General features: G+C 41.5%; 12 protein-coding genes. 9 read left to right on the top strand and 3 right to left on the bottom strand.

Going from position 1 to position 14,631, the window contains the following annotated elements:
- Positions 1-107: 107 nt before the first annotated feature.
- The gene (locus tag QP775_RS06625) at positions 108-2,099 is read right to left on the bottom strand and encodes a serine hydrolase domain-containing protein (protein ID WP_285104606.1); all 1,992 of its coding nucleotides are present in this window, start codon (positions 2,097-2,099) and stop codon (positions 108-110) included.
- 230 nt (positions 2,100-2,329) lie between these two features.
- Between QP775_RS06625 and QP775_RS06620 the strand changes: the two genes are divergently transcribed.
- The 8 genes from QP775_RS06620 (at position 2,330) to clpP (ending at position 11,838) form a co-directional block, all read left to right on the top strand.
- Positions 2,330-2,743 carry a DedA family protein gene (locus tag QP775_RS06620; RefSeq protein ID WP_285104604.1) on the top strand — a complete coding sequence of 138 codons (414 nt, stop codon included), beginning with the start codon at positions 2,330-2,332 and terminating at the stop codon, positions 2,741-2,743.
- Positions 2,744-2,819: 76 nt separating this feature from the next.
- Positions 2,820-4,151: a methyl-accepting chemotaxis protein gene (locus tag QP775_RS06615; protein WP_285104602.1), complete on the top strand. Its 1,332-nt coding sequence runs from the start codon at positions 2,820-2,822 to the stop codon at positions 4,149-4,151.
- Positions 4,152-5,036: 885 nt separating this feature from the next.
- Positions 5,037-5,777, top strand: coding sequence for a LytR/AlgR family response regulator transcription factor (locus QP775_RS06610; RefSeq protein WP_285104600.1), 741 nt, complete (start codon positions 5,037-5,039; stop codon positions 5,775-5,777).
- Position 5,778: 1 nt separating this feature from the next.
- Positions 5,779-7,050: a sensor histidine kinase gene (locus tag QP775_RS06605; RefSeq protein WP_285104598.1), complete on the top strand. Its 1,272-nt coding sequence runs from the start codon at positions 5,779-5,781 to the stop codon at positions 7,048-7,050.
- Positions 7,051-7,186: 136 nt separating this feature from the next.
- The gene (locus QP775_RS06600) at positions 7,187-9,241 is read left to right on the top strand and encodes a serine hydrolase domain-containing protein (protein ID WP_285104596.1); all 2,055 of its coding nucleotides are present in this window, start codon (positions 7,187-7,189) and stop codon (positions 9,239-9,241) included.
- Positions 9,242-9,893: 652 nt separating this feature from the next.
- Positions 9,894-10,340 carry a MarR family winged helix-turn-helix transcriptional regulator gene (locus QP775_RS06595; protein WP_239328087.1) on the top strand — a complete coding sequence of 149 codons (447 nt, stop codon included), beginning with the start codon at positions 9,894-9,896 and terminating at the stop codon, positions 10,338-10,340.
- A 152-nt stretch (positions 10,341-10,492) separates the two neighbouring features.
- Entirely contained in the window at positions 10,493-11,236 is a 744-nt protein-coding gene (locus QP775_RS06590) for an RNA polymerase sigma factor (protein WP_285104594.1), read from the top strand.
- Between the two features lie 23 nt (positions 11,237-11,259).
- The gene (clpP, locus tag QP775_RS06585; RefSeq protein ID WP_285104592.1) at positions 11,260-11,838 is read left to right on the top strand and encodes an ATP-dependent Clp endopeptidase proteolytic subunit ClpP; all 579 of its coding nucleotides are present in this window, start codon (positions 11,260-11,262) and stop codon (positions 11,836-11,838) included.
- 123 nt (positions 11,839-11,961) lie between these two features.
- Here the strand turns inward: clpP and QP775_RS06580 are convergent, their stop codons facing one another.
- Both QP775_RS06580 and QP775_RS06575 read right to left on the bottom strand, forming a co-directional pair.
- Positions 11,962-12,804, bottom strand: a complete 843-nt coding sequence (locus tag QP775_RS06580) for an undecaprenyl-diphosphate phosphatase (protein WP_239328084.1) — start codon at positions 12,802-12,804, stop codon at positions 11,962-11,964.
- Positions 12,805-12,909: 105 nt separating this feature from the next.
- A complete protein-coding gene (locus tag QP775_RS06575; protein WP_285104589.1) occupies positions 12,910-13,815 on the bottom strand; it encodes a helix-turn-helix transcriptional regulator in 906 nt (301 codons plus the stop codon).
- A 269-nt stretch (positions 13,816-14,084) separates the two neighbouring features.
- On the opposite strand from QP775_RS06575, the gene QP775_RS06570 reads away from it, so the two are divergent.
- Positions 14,085-14,600 carry a ClbS/DfsB family four-helix bundle protein gene (locus tag QP775_RS06570; RefSeq protein WP_285104587.1) on the top strand — a complete coding sequence of 172 codons (516 nt, stop codon included), beginning with the start codon at positions 14,085-14,087 and terminating at the stop codon, positions 14,598-14,600.
- Positions 14,601-14,631 lie beyond the last annotated feature (31 nt).

Genomic DNA, 14,631 nt, shown 5'->3' with positions numbered 1-14,631 from the left:
AATGCCGCTGGACATGGCAATAACTAAAAACAAGCGGCTGCCTAGGCAGCCGCTTGTTTCTTACTATATAGGCCTTCAATTTGGCTAGAGTTCATGAAACGAATTCATTAGTGACGGATGGGTAAAGCATAGTAATTAAATGCTTGATCCAATAAGGCACTAGCTTCTTGACGTTTCAAAAGCTCTTTTGAACGGAAGTTCACGGAGCCATCAGATTTAACCTTAGTATCCGGGTCCATGATCCCTTGGGATACAAGCGCTTCGATGGCTTTAACTGCCCAAGCGTCCGTTTTGCCATTCAGTTTAATCTTCGTTCTAAGCTCTACCTGTTTCAGGTTTTGGATCATTACCGCCGCCATTTGTCTAGTGATCGGAGAATTAGGATAAAAATTAGACAGTCCGGCTACCATCTGCTTCTTATTGGGTTCAATCATGTAAGGCTGTTTATACCACCCATGGGCGCGAAGCAGCACTTCTGAGAATTCAGCTTGAGTGATCGTTCCTTTTGGATCAAAGATATGGACAGACTTCCCGCTCATGACTTTCAAGGCGTTGAGATTATTAATATATGGTTTATACTTGCTGCTCGCAGGTACATCAGAGAATGGTGAATCAACGTTAACTTTCTCTGCCATTGAAGCAGCCTCTGGTAGAGTCATAACATACATATATGCAATTTTGCCAGCTGCGTTTTTGTTAAACGTCACTTTATTACCTGATTCATCTTCGAACAATGAAGGGCTGATCATCTTCAGCGTATGCTTGCCTGAAGGTGTTTCCGAAACTAGTTGCCCGTTCGAATAAGAAACCTTAGATCTAAAACTATTCATACGAATGTTTTCATATAATCCGACATACGCTTTGGCTTGCTGCTCACTGAGTGCCGAATAGGTTGGCTTTACCTCTTTCTTTTTTGGATAATAGTGATTCATAAACGCTTGATACACTTCAATGCTAAACCAGGGGTTGTCGTCATTGTTGGTCATATAAAAGGCTGCATTTTTCTCAGGCAGAATAACAATCAGGGATGAATGCCCTGTAACATTTCCTCCTTTTATAATCACATGTTGACCATTCATCATCTCAGGGAAGTAGCCTTCGAACCCGATTGTTGTAATAGGAACCGTTTTATCAGCAAAATACTGGTATGTGTGCATTTGCTCTATGCTTTTTTGGCTCACAATTTCTTTGCCATCATACTTTCCTTTGTTCAGATGCATTAAGAGATACTTCGCCATGTCATCTGCTGTTGAGATCATACCACCTTCAGGCTTTTCTGTAGGCATTGTTCCATCCATAGGGATCCTCTCACCCTTCAGTGAATAGTGAGCAGCCATTCTGCCTACTAGTTCGGGCGTATTCCGCACACTCGTTGAGGTCATGCCTAACGGGTTGAAAATGTTTTTCTCCATATACTTCGAATAGGGCATTCCCGAGGCGTTCTCTACCGCATACCCCGCTATCAAAAACCCAAAATTGTCATAAACGTAAGTTTCTCCCGGAGGTCTCACAACCGTTGTCATATGTGTTTTAAGAAAATCCTTTATTGGATATTCTTTATTAACATATTCCGTTGAATAATACGAAGCGATATCGGGCTTTTCAAATCCGGTTGAATAGGTAAGCAGATCATACATGGTCAGCTTTTTCCCCGTTGTATTCGGAATCTTCAATCCTCCTAAGTACTTTTGAATGTCGCCTCGTAAATCGATTTTCCCCTTATCGACCATCTGCATAGCAGCTAAGGCCGTGAATTGCTTGGTAACAGAGCCGATCTGGAAAACGGTGTCTTTATCAACGGGAATCTTCTTTTCTCTGTCGGCATAACCGTAACCTTTGCTTACTAACACTTTCCCATCGGCTACGAGCGAGAAATTAGAACCGGGTACGTTATGCTTCTTCATCAGGTCCTTAAAAACACTATTTACAAATGCCTCTACTTCCTTGGCATTGCGGGGCCCCTCCAAGCTAAAATTTACAGGTGCATTAGTTGTGGACGTTGTCGCGGCAGCCGCTACCTGGCTGCTAGGTGGGATAATTGCAGTCGTTGCCATAGCGGATAATAGTAGAGCCGCGATGGTGCGAGTCTTTTTGTTCATAAATGGTCTCTCCTCAAAATGTATTTGCCTCGTAACAACTGGCTGAACCGAGTATGGCAAAAAACATGTCATATCAACAAGTTACTATTCGTCACCAATTAACAAGTTTCATTGAGTCACTCACAATGCCAAGACACCTCAAAATGTCATATGACATTTTGGCACTAGGATTTATGACCATAAAAGAATTAAGATTCCCTCAAATGGCCGAATAATTATTTCTTTGCTTAATGACGACTATCGGTTATTTTTCTTCACTTGGGCTGCTTTATTTCCCGTTATCTCTTTCGGTTAGCGTCTTCGGGGCCATGACTGGAATGCTGTGTAGTTACGCCCTTGGACGGAAATTCGGCAAGCCGCTGCTGTGGAAGTATGGGAAATGGATCAGGCTCACGACAAAAAGATTGGAGAAAACAGAAAGTTGGTTCGAGCGTTATGGCCCCTGGGCAATATGTACAGGCTATTATATTTCGGGTCTCCGGCATCTAACTTGTTATCTGGCAGGTATGAGCGCTATGAGCCTTAGGAGATACCTACTCTACTCGATCGCAGGGGCTCTGTTTTGGTGTGCCTTTTTTATATCCATCGGCTATATCCTTGGAGCATCGGCCGATTTCTCCGATGCTCATGCTTCTGTTCTCTGATTATTCTTCTGATGACATTGTTCTGAAAGGGGAGCCATCATTTCTAACATCTAGATCATTTATTGAGGAGAAATTTATGAAAATTATTGTCACCCTAAAGAAATGGACGCTAGAATCCATTAAATTCAAGCTAATTTTCCCCATCGTGCTCGTTCAAATTCTTGGTACGAATATTGGTAAGTTCGTTAACTTTATATTGGATACCGGTAAGGAAGTTATCGCCAAAGCAGGAATCCAAAACGATTTTATGGAGGGGAACATTGGCTTATACGTATCTTCTATTTTCAGCATACTAATATTGGTTCTAATTATTGTATTCATGTATGATCGACTAATCCTAAGGAGACTTCAATTGGTTGCGAGATTTACAGATAAGCTTGGAGCAGGCGATTTGTCTTCTGAACTATACTTCAAGGGGAACGATGATATAAGCAAGTTAAGTAAATCTTTAAATACAGGCTCAACAAGTATCAAGAATTTAGTGGTGGGAATTGATAACGCATCGAATAACATACAACAATCTAGTTCGGCAATGTTGGACGCAACGCGCAATTCAACAGCGAATATTGCAAGGATTCAATCGAATTCACATATTCTTGCGCAAGACGCGACAAATTTGTTAAACGATACACAACGCGCTAAGTTGTCCCTTCTTGAAATGACTAGATCCAATGATGAATTATCACATAAAGTAAAGGCTTCCTTAGAAACCTCTAGCGCTATAAGGACAAGAGCAACGCAAATGGAAGTCGAGGCCGTTCATTCCCTTGAGAATGCTATTCGAACGTATAAGGAGAAGCAGCAGAATCTTCGGAATGCCATTGATGCTGGGCGCATCGTGGATGAGATTCATGTTATTTCTGCAAGTATTAAGGAAATTTCTTCACAGACCAACCTATTAGCCCTAAATGCTTCCATTGAGGCAGCGAGAGCAGGTCAACAAGGGAAAGGATTTCAGGTTGTAGCCGAAAGGGTAAAAAAATTGGCTGGCGAATCGACTGAAGCCATATCTCATATTGATGAAATGGTCGTTCAAGTGAAAGATGCATTCCTAAAACTGGGGAAGAGCTCACAGGACATATTGGACTATATGAACAAGGAGGTAAAAGCAGACTATGAACTGCTTATCCAGACTGGTCAACAATACCAGCGAGATGCACAAGCCTTTCTGTCGCTTTCTGAGGAAGTACATACTTCTACGGAATTAATGGGTTCTTCCGTAGAGGACATTGAAAATGTCATTGAAAGTGTTGCCGAAAGCTCTTTTAGGGCTGCAAATTATACCAGTGAAATGAAGGAAAGTCTAGGTGAAATGAATGAGATGATGCATAAAGTCACTCATTCCATGGAGGGACAAGCCGAAATGTCCAATCAATTAAGGGAATCGATTAAGAGGTTCAACTTGTAGGAAATGCGTCAGGGACAACACCGTGTCCAAGTAACATCTTAAAGCTTTGGATATGGCCTGACTTTAGTAGCAAAAACTACGTGTCTTTTCGTTTTTCTTGTGGTGTTTTTCGCAAGATATGCCCCTTAAGTGAAACGTATCATACTTCAGAATTTTAACGAAATCCAGCGTTTCTATAGCCAAACTGTGCCGAGGGCAAAGGTCTCTTTTTATATCTTTTCTGATTCCAATAATTTAATCATCGAAAGCAGCGATGGGGTTTTTGAATACGAACTTAATGACCATTTGGGTCAGCAGTTAGAAGCATTTGAATCAATCAGGGACACGATAATTAAATAAAGACAGTTGAATGCAGCCGGCTTCTTGTGATCGGCTGCATTTTCTCAACTTACGGGCAGAATAGTGGAATAAACAAAGAAATTTATTCAAGACTTGGTGTGATGTTAATGGTAAGTATAGGTATGGTTTCACTAACTGCGGAGGAGCAGCCGACGCTCTCAATAGGGGAGACGATTTGATTATATATAGTTTGGACTTAGACGATACGATCCTAGATAACTCTACATGGTTTAGCATTGGACTCATTTAATCTGGAATGCATTCTGTATCCAGAACAGGAGATTGCGTTTTTTATTGCTGAGAAGCAAAGTAGGTAACGAATTTAAGGTATTACTTGCAAGGTAGAAATTGCTCGGCGATGATCTAGTGGGTAAAAGTAACGCTGCAGCCACTTGGAGACAAATTAGGTTAAGTCTCTAGGCATTCATCACGTTAAGGGATTCAAATTTGCATTTCATCCAAAATCTATCTATATAATGTCAAACGGTTGTATCATGTTTATAATAGAGTTTTAGAACAAAGGTAATGGAACGAGGTGTATCATTTATGTATAGAGTGGCTATTTGTGATGATGAAGACAAACAAAGAGAACTCGTTAAAAGCATTCTGATTACTTTGTCGATAAAGACAAATATCGATTTTGAAATCGAATCATTCGGCTCTGGAGAGCAGTTGGTATCCTATTATGAGTGCCATGAAACTCCATTCCATATTTTAATTTTGGATATTGAAATGGGTGGGATAAACGGGATTCAAACAGCCCATAAAATAAGAGGGTTAAATAACCTGGATGAACAAATTATTTTTCTGACAAGCTACCCTCAATATATGGTGGAAAGTTTTGACGTCATGACATTCCAGTATTTGATAAAACCCATTGCCCCCTCAATCTTGGAAGAGAAAATCATCAAGCTGCACCAATACTTTCAAGCACTTAATAAAAAGTATATGGTCATCAAGTCAGGCTATGAAGAAGTCGTATTAAAATATGATGAACTTATCAGTATTGAAGCTGCCAAGAGTTTAACCATAAAAAGCAAACTGCATTTTACGACTACGAACCAAACATATGAAAGCAAAGGCACCATTTCAGATTATGCTGTGGCCTTAAAAGACTGTAACTTCTTGCAAATCCATCGTTCCATCATTATTAACTTGCTTCATGTGAGGAAGTTTGCTAGCGGAGTTGTTCTCATGTCCAATGGGTTGGAATTACCCATAGGCCGTTCTAAAATTAAAGAGGTTAAAGATGTATACACCAAATTTATGATTATGAAGGTCGATTGATATGATTCAAAATAATTTTCTTATTGTCTGTAGCATTGTACTTCTGATGGGTGTTCAAGTTAATTTTTTCTTCAACTCGATTTTTGATAAATCAGCTAAAAAACAAAACCGATTCATTTACTTCATTATCTTTGGGTTGCTCGATTACCTATATCTCGTTATTCCCGTCACTCCTATTTTATCTTCGATTCTCACCTTGCTAATGATATTTAGTTTTGCGCAATCTTATAAAATAGAATTTAAAACCAAGTTCACTTTTTCAATACTTTACGCTGTATTAATAACTCTCACTAATTTTATATCCCTTTATCTTTTTTATACCATAGATTCAGTTGACTTTAGCTTTGATCCTGTAAATGAACAAGATCAAATAGCCAACACGAAAGCTATTATACTCGGTTGTGTGATCATGTTTGCGATCATTCAGATCATACGACTAGTTGCAAAACGCAGAAGTTTATCTTTAGATAATCGTTACTACGTATTATTCTTAGTTATTCCTATCGTAAGTGTTTACCAGCTGAGTATTCTAACTTATAAAGACGTTTATTCTTTCATTTCCGTTATTGGATTTCTTTTCTTAAACGTTATGATTGTCTATATTTTTGATCATATCGTTGATAAATTTCAATTCATGCATGAGAATACTCAGTTGCAACATCAGATGGACTATCAGGATGCGAATTATGAAAAAGTCGTTCACAGCTTCAAATCCATTAAAAGAATCATTCACGATACGAATCAACAGTTTTTGTATATTGAAGAGTGTATTAAGCGAAATGAGTTATCAGCAGCCATGGAACATATTAAGACGACATTAAATAAAGTCGAGGGAGCCTATCACCGGGTGAATACGGGGAATCTGGTTATCGATGCTCTTGTCACGAATACGCTTAATATTGGACAAGCCAATGGCATAAGAATAGATACGAAGCTTAACTTATGTTCACAAGAAGTCCATATTGACCGTTATGACTTATGTGTTGTCATTGGAAACATGCTAGATAACGCAATAGAAGCTTCTAAAAAGTTGAAAATCGCAGAAGATAGGTACATGCTTATCAAAATACATTCTACTGAGTCTACCCTTCTCATTCACATCTTGAATCATATGGAGAATGAAGTTGCCCAATTATACAGCCACAAACCAAACCCGGAATTTCATGGTATTGGATTAACAAACATAGCTAGAATCTGCGACAAGTACGGTGGTCATATGACCATTGAAACGAAACATAACGTATTTCATAATATGGTCCTACTGCCATTTTAAACGAACAATCCTTAGACAACATGTTGTTTAGGGATTGTTTTTTTCGTTTCAGGGTGATTTTTCATAAAACAGCCTTCTTCCTTGTATGCTGAATTCAGCAAGTCACATCTAGAAAGAATTCGAGGAGGAATTATTAATGAAGAAGATGGTTTCTGTATTCATGACCGCTGTACTTATTGCAATACCGGTCACCCCTGCTTTTGCTCTAACGAACCATGATACTGTAAAGGAAAAGGCACAGGAGCTGGCTTCGAAGATCATGTCCGATTATGGTGTAAGTGGGTTGCAATATGCAATTATGGATCATGGATCCATTGTTCTATCCGATAGCGCTGGTGTATACGATAAAGCGACCAAAAATCCGATCACCAAAGACACCATGTTTGGAATTGGCTCGGTAAGTAAAACGTATGTGTCTGCTGCAACGATGATGCTAGCTGATTCTAAAAAAATTGATATTGATAAACCGCTAACCACGTATATCAAGGACTTTAAAATGGCAGATGAACGATATAAAGAGATTACGCCACGCATGTTGATGAATCATTCTTCAGGAATTTACGGTAGTCACTATGCGAATAGTGTATTGTTTGATGATCATGATGCGAAAAATCATGATGAATTATTGATCAAATTACAATCAGAACACTTAAAGTCAAACCCCGGCGAGTTTTCGGTATATTGTAATAATGGTTTTCAGCTGCTTGAACTCTTGATTGAACGAGTGAGCGGTTTAAGTTATAGCGAATTTCTTGCAACCTATATTAGCAAACCTCTTCAATTAACCTCAACCAAAACACAACGTGATTCATTTGATAGAGACAGGCTCACAAAAACTTATTTTCCTGGGATCGACCAGTCTTTACCTGTTGAGAATGCCAATCTCCTTGGGACAGGGGGCATCTACTCCACAGCTGAGGAATTAAGTAAGTTCGCAGAAGTCTTAATCGGGAATCGAACAGATATTTTATCCGAGAAGTCAGCAAAGGCCATGCAAAGTCATGAGTATAGAAAAGGGGTGTGGGTTTCTGAAGAGACAAACACCGTTAATTATGGTCTTGGTTGGGATGCCGTCCGTTTAGCGCCGTTTAGTGATTACGGAATAACCGCATTATATAAAGGTGGAGATACGTTAATGTATCACGCTGCTTTGACTACCCTACCCGAACATGATATTTCTATAGCTGTGCTTTCATCAGGCGGGAGTTCTTTGTACAATAGTATGCTTGCATCTAATGTTCTATTGGAATATGCAAGAGCCAAGGGCATCATTAAAGAGATCCTACCTGAAAAAACATTTGAAGCTCCATTGAAAGTGGATATGCCATCGGATTTGATTGCTTACTCTGGACTATACGGTACCGTAGGTAAAACGGTAAATCTGGGGATAAAGAACGGAGAGATTGATCTACCAGTTCTAGGAAATGGATTGCTGCCGCCTCAAAAATATGTATATACGGGCAATGGACAATTCAAAAACAACGATGGGAATGTAACTCTAAGCTTTGACCAACCGAAGAATGGAAAAACCTATTTAAAGCTTAACGCTTACATCAATATTCCAGGATTAGGTCAAACGGTTATGGTGATGTATGAATATCAAAAGTTAGATTCTAATTCTCTAAATCAGGCAACTAAAACGGTATGGGAAGATAGAAATGGAAAAAGTTACTACGCCTTGGATGAAAAGATAACTTCAGGCATGTATCTTACTAAAGCACTGGTGGCCAAAAATATATCCGTTGATATCAACCATGGATACGCATCCGGTACTAAAATTGTTGATAAGAATAAAGCAATAAATGTGATGAGTATTCCTATTATGAAGGGAAGAGACACTTTTGATTTGAATTTCTATAACGTGAACCATGCAGAACATTTAGTGATCGATGGACAATCCTACATCAGAGAAGATGCGATTCAACCCATTTATGAAGGGAATGATTCATTTTGCAACATACCATCCAATGGTCAGGCTGTATGGTATAAAATTGATGGAAAATCAGCCAATCGAGTCATGAACGTTGAGACTCCGGTAAGTGGGGGATTTGCCGTTTATGACGCGAATGGAATGGTTGTGAACTTTTCAAAGGTAACGAGCAAACATTCGGTAGTACTACCTGAAGGTGGGATGATCGTTTTTGGCGGGAAGGCGGGTGATATATTTAAAATTAATTTGAAGAAAAAATAGATTTGTAACATAAAAGTCCGCATAGTCAGCGGACTTTTTGATTTAAGGATATAAGTTTTTGTCCAATGCTCGAGATGTATATTTTCCTTAATTATGAGGATTATACCAATTATTCATCTGTCAAAGGAAAATATAGTATTAGATCGAGTTTGTTGATTCTAAGCAGTTTTTGAATAGCAAAATCATCAGCCACTGTAAAATAAGTTATAGACTGCCCCGTAAAAAAGGAGTTACAGACTAGGACTTGAAAATAAAGTTTTTGACTCCCTTTATGTTTAACTATCGTTCTTCGTTAACGTAAGGAATCATGTTTATGCTCTTCGTCCCCATGAATAATCCAACTCACCGCATGAATACACCCCTGGTAGTAGCTTCGCAGGTACTACCTTTGGTCGAGAAAAAGGGACCAAATCCAGATTTGATGGGTCCCTGCTTACCTCATGTTTGACCCCATTTTCATCGGTGATCTTCATCTTTAATTGCATCAACTGCTTGAACAGGTCCACATACTCCTTGAATTCGTTTTCCGTTACCTATGATGTTTACCCATTGACTGTCGCAGCTATTATTTTTACAATTTAAATATTAAATGATTTATTTGTTTCAGGGCATACATATAATAGCGATAACATAATCGAAAGGAACATATATGATGGACGATATACAGGATTACGCTAACCGAATCGGCATGTCCATGTGGCGCACGCAGCGGAAAATGTCCTCGGAAGTGATGGAGCATAAGCAGATGGGCCTTACAGGGCCTCAATTTTACTTGCTTAATTTAATTGATGAGGAAGGGGCTGCCAAGGTAGCCAAGCTTGCAGAGCGGATGGACGTGAAGCCAAGCGCAGCTACGGTTATGTTAGACCGCTTGGAGCAAAGCGGCTTTATCGAGCGTCAGATGGACAAGCAGGATAGACGAGCGGTTATTATTACGTTAACGGATAACGGCAGCCACATACTGGATCAGACACGACAAGCTTCGCGTGAGGTGTTTATTCGTTATTTATCGGTGTTTACACCACAGGAGCTTGAGACGTTTGCTGCGCTGTTTGAAAAGTTAGAGCAGCATACACATGCCTCACAAGAAGAGATTTAGCCAGCTTCCAGGTTCCCCCTCCCTGCTGTATGGCTAATTTCAGGGGTTTTAGTGAATAGTGATGCGATGATATACGCTGCGCGTATCTTTTTGAGGAAGTCAATCGTTAATAAGGTGTATCCATTAATTCTAAGGTCATAGGAGGCCTGCACATGACTCATCACCAGCAAGTGGAATCGACTGAGAGGGCGGCTGTGGGCGAATGGGGCCAGATGAGATCCGTCATCTTTCGCTACTGTACGGGACTAACGGGTTCTCGTTGGGATGCAGAAGACTTGACGCAAGATACATTTTTGAAAATGCTGCCTGTTTTACAGGGGAACGAGGGCCATCCTAGTCCTGTCGCGTTTGCATTGCGGATTGCGAAGAACAAGTGGACAGATCAGCGCCGAAGGTATCACATGTCAAAGGGGAAGGTAGAACTGCTTGCGTACGAGATGCAGCTGAATTCCTGCTCGAGCGACAAAGTGATGGATATCGAGTTAGCTGTTGCCCTGCTTCTACAGCGTGTACAGCCGCTTCAACGTACTGTATTTCTGCTGCGTGAGGTGCTGGGTTATTCCACTATGGAAGTGGCTTCCATGTTGAAACGAACTGAAGGTGCAATCAAGTCGCTGCTTAATCGGGCACGTCTTGCTGTCCGTTCGATTCGTGAAGATGACTCTGAATTCGTGCTGCAGGCCGTTTGTTTACAGGAGCTGGAAGATAAACAAATGCTGAAGGCGTATGTGTCAGCGATTATGGAAGAGGACGCCCAGCGGCTGTTGTCCCTTATTCAGGATGAACTTGTTAGCCATACGTATGCAGCAAGCCAAGTGAGGGTGTCGCCAACTGTACGAGGCTATCGAGCAGTTCCACAAACAGATGACTCAACGCGATTATTGATGGCTGCCTGACGAAGTGTGAAGGGGGATGTAATATGGGGGTAATTCCTTATGTAATCGAGCAGTCCAAGGGCGGGGAGCGCAGCTATGACATCTATTCGCGATTGCTCAGGGATCGGATCGTCATCGTAGGCGATGAGATTCAGGATCAGATGTCGAATGCCATCGTTGCCCAGCTGCTGTTTTTGGCTGCAGATGATCCGGACCGGGACATCCAAATGTATATCAATAGCCCCGGCGGTTCTGTCACAGCGGGCTTTGCTATCTACGACACAATGCAGCATATTAAGCCGGATGTGTCGACAATCTGTATCGGCATGGCGGCCAGCTTTGGAGCGGTGCTGCTGGCAGGCGGCCAGAAGGGCAAACGCTTCGCCCTGCCGAACAGTGAAGTCATGATCCATCAGCCTCTGGGCGGCGCGCGGGGCCAAGCAAGTGATATTCATATTCACTCGCAATGGATTTTGAAGACACGCACAAAGATCAATGAGCTGTTGGCTGAACGGACGGGGCAGCAGCTGGAACAAATTGCGCGCGATTCAGACCGCGATTTCTTTATGAGCGCGGATGACGCCAAGGCTTACGGGCTCATTGATGGTGTTATTACACGATAGACGATATGCTTTCGAATGTAATGGATTGCATTTCTATTCACGACACACATGTACAGTAAAGGGGATATCCCTCTAGTCATTTTGGATGACTGTGGGATATCCCCTTTGTTCAATGACACGTCATTACATAATAAAGACGAAATAAATTATGGCAGCCAGCACCAAACGGTAAATCGCAAAAGGTACCAGTTTAATGCGGTTAATCAGTTTCAAGAAGAAACGAATTGAAATTAGAGCAAAAATAAATGCGCTGATAAAGCCTACAATAAAGAATGGCAGGGAATCCAACGTGAAGTTCTCCCAGTGCTTCAGAAGTGACAGGCCGCTAGCGCCCGCCATGACCGGCACGGCCATAATAAACGTAAAGTCAGATGCAGCGCGATGACTCATACCAAGTAGAACGCCGCCCGATATCGTTGATCCGGAGCGGGAGAAGCCAGGCCACAATCCTAAGCATTGGAAGAGTCCGATCCCAAATGCTTGACCATAGGTAATCTGATCGACTGTCTCTGCTTTTGCTCTTCGAGGACGGAACCAATCTGCTGCGATCATCAGAATTGCTCCGATGACGAGACCAATGACAACGGTCTTTGTTGAGAACAAATATTCGTCAATGTAATCGTTGAAAAGTACACCCAACACACCTGCCGGAATAAGCCCAACCAAGACTTGCAGAAGATTGAGATGTCCACCCCGTCCAAGTTGGACAGCATCTTGTGAACGTCTACGCTTAAGTCCAAGCAAATCTAGAAATCTGTCTTTGAATACAACAACGACTGCCAAAATGGACCCAAGCTGAATAACTACTTTAAAGGTGTTTGCTACCTCTGGAGAAAACAAGTCTTTCGATTGAAACCAAAAATCATCCACAATAATCATGTGTCCCGTTGAAGATACCGGAGCAAATTCCGTTAATCCTTCAACGACGCCTAGTATAAAGGCGACAAACGTTTCCCACCAATTCAAGCTGATTCACTCTCCTACATACATTCCTTCTATAATGACAAGCACACAAACTGTATTATATAGCTTTTTGCGAGAGTGTGAAAGTAGTGCTCCTTGAAATGATTGTCAAATGAAGCGCTGACGGTATTGGCGGGGGGAGATGCCTTCAAGCTTGGCAAAGCATGCCGTAAAGTAAGCAGCTTGATTAAAGCCAACTAAAGCGGCTACTCTAGCAATTGAGTCATCGGTCTGCAAGAGCAGCAGCTTGGCCTGTTCAATTCGATATTTTTGCAAGTATTCAAATGGAGAACAGCCGAACTGCCGCTGCATGCACCTTGCAATATAAACAGGATGAAAGTTAATATTCTCACCCAGCAACTCTGCGGTGATATGCTCTTGATAATGATCGCGCAAGTACGTCGCCGCTAGTACAGCGCATTCGGAAGCGGATGAGTGACCTACAGCCTCGCCTGTGCTGGCTAGCTGTAAGAGCAGTTGTTGAAAGAGTAGCTGCTGCTGCCACCGATTGAGAGTTAGGTGATCGTTCAGAAGGGGTGACGAGAGCTGATTTAACAGGGAAATAAATGGATCAGGCTGCTCAATAGCACTGAACTGCGGCAGCCGCAGTTGGAATTGCTGCGCAAAGATAGGGATGTCAGGATATTCTAATCCGGTGTCGGTTGGCTGCGTGTTGGGAGTGAACGAGTCAATCTGTAGCGGTGGTGCATGTTCTGTGTTGGTCAACGTCCAGCAGCCCTTTGTTTGAAAATGAATCCAATCATATGAGGTCTCTTCCTGGCATTCACTTGTAGGAAAATGATATTTGTTTGGAAGTAATATCAGTGCGTGTTGAGCGGATAGTTCGTAGTGTTGTTCTTCCTCTCCGATATACAGACATCCTTGTCGGACAACGATTAATTGAAATAGATCGATATGACGTCTGGCAGGCGGCTTGTTCCCTGGTGGCATAATACGATGACCGCTATTGATGAAATGAGGCAGTGGTGGGGCGGATAAATGAATTGTTGGCATGAGGGCACCTTTTCTTATGAAGAATATTTAGGTTGGGATATCATAAATGAAATCTTCTAACATGGCACTCATGTCTGAGTATACCATCTATAATTTATATGTTCTATACTTTGAGCAATCTGCTCGTATCCCGTTGGCACATGTGGACTCTGTGCTATGTCAAGCCCAGCGCTAGTTTACGCTCGATTGCAAATAGGTTGTGTAACTTGTCATAGGGGTGTCACAACTGTATGCTACGATAACCATAAACGTTGTAAAGGAGCTTACTTATGGCAAGCTATGATTATCCGTCTAAAGAGGCACTAACAAATGCTATACATACTGCATACTTATTGCTGGATCAGGAATTTGAGGACATTGATAATAATAAAAAGGATGTGCTGATTCCGGAAGTAGACAAAACACCTGCACAAATAATCGCATATCAGCTCGGTTGGCTTGACCTGGTTATGGGCTGGGAGAAGGCTGAGCGATCGGGGCAAGAAGTGCACATGCCAGCGCCTGGTTATAAATGGAATCAACTCGGTGCGTTATACAGTTCTTTTTATGCAGCTTATGCCAGCTATTCTCTAAATGAGCTGCGCATGCTGCTTCAGCAGGCGGAGCAGCAGTGGCTCTGCTGGGTAGACACATTAAGCGAGGAGGAACTATTTACACAAGGGGCTCGTAAATGGACAGGGGAGAAGACGAACTGGCCTATGTCCAGATGGATTCATATTAATTCTGCTGCGCCATTTAAGACATTTCGTGCAAAGCTGAGAAGATGGAAAAAGTATGAACATTAGTTCATACTTTTTTTCTGTAGTTCTGTTATAT

The organism is Paenibacillus sp. UMB4589-SE434 (assembly GCF_030226685.1).
GTDB lineage: Bacteria > Bacillota > Bacilli > Paenibacillales > Paenibacillaceae > Paenibacillus_B.
The sequence above is the reverse complement of the archived record's forward strand: the minus strand, read 5'-3'. Positions and strand labels throughout refer to the sequence as shown.

What these genes read in the sequence shown, in the direction of transcription:
- QP775_RS06610 (WP_285104600.1), top strand. Translation starts at nt 5,037, where the DNA reads ATGTATAGAGTGGCTATTTGTGATGATGAAGACAAACAAAGAGAACTC.
- QP775_RS06620 (WP_285104604.1), top strand. Translation starts at nt 2,330, where the DNA reads ATGACGACTATCGGTTATTTTTCTTCACTTGGGCTGCTTTATTTCCCG.
- QP775_RS06570 (WP_285104587.1), top strand. Translation starts at nt 14,085, where the DNA reads ATGGCAAGCTATGATTATCCGTCTAAAGAGGCACTAACAAATGCTATA.
- QP775_RS06615 (WP_285104602.1), top strand. Translation starts at nt 2,820, where the DNA reads ATGAAAATTATTGTCACCCTAAAGAAATGGACGCTAGAATCCATTAAA.
- QP775_RS06575 (WP_285104589.1), bottom strand. Translation starts at nt 13,815, where the DNA reads ATGCCAACAATTCATTTATCCGCCCCACCACTGCCTCATTTCATCAAT.
- QP775_RS06590 (WP_285104594.1), top strand. Translation starts at nt 10,493, where the DNA reads ATGACTCATCACCAGCAAGTGGAATCGACTGAGAGGGCGGCTGTGGGC.
- clpP (WP_285104592.1), top strand. Translation starts at nt 11,260, where the DNA reads ATGGGGGTAATTCCTTATGTAATCGAGCAGTCCAAGGGCGGGGAGCGC.
- QP775_RS06595 (WP_239328087.1), top strand. Translation starts at nt 9,894, where the DNA reads ATGGACGATATACAGGATTACGCTAACCGAATCGGCATGTCCATGTGG.
- QP775_RS06625 (WP_285104606.1), bottom strand. Translation starts at nt 2,099, where the DNA reads ATGAACAAAAAGACTCGCACCATCGCGGCTCTACTATTATCCGCTATG.
- QP775_RS06605 (WP_285104598.1), top strand. Translation starts at nt 5,779, where the DNA reads ATGATTCAAAATAATTTTCTTATTGTCTGTAGCATTGTACTTCTGATG.
- QP775_RS06600 (WP_285104596.1), top strand. Translation starts at nt 7,187, where the DNA reads ATGAAGAAGATGGTTTCTGTATTCATGACCGCTGTACTTATTGCAATA.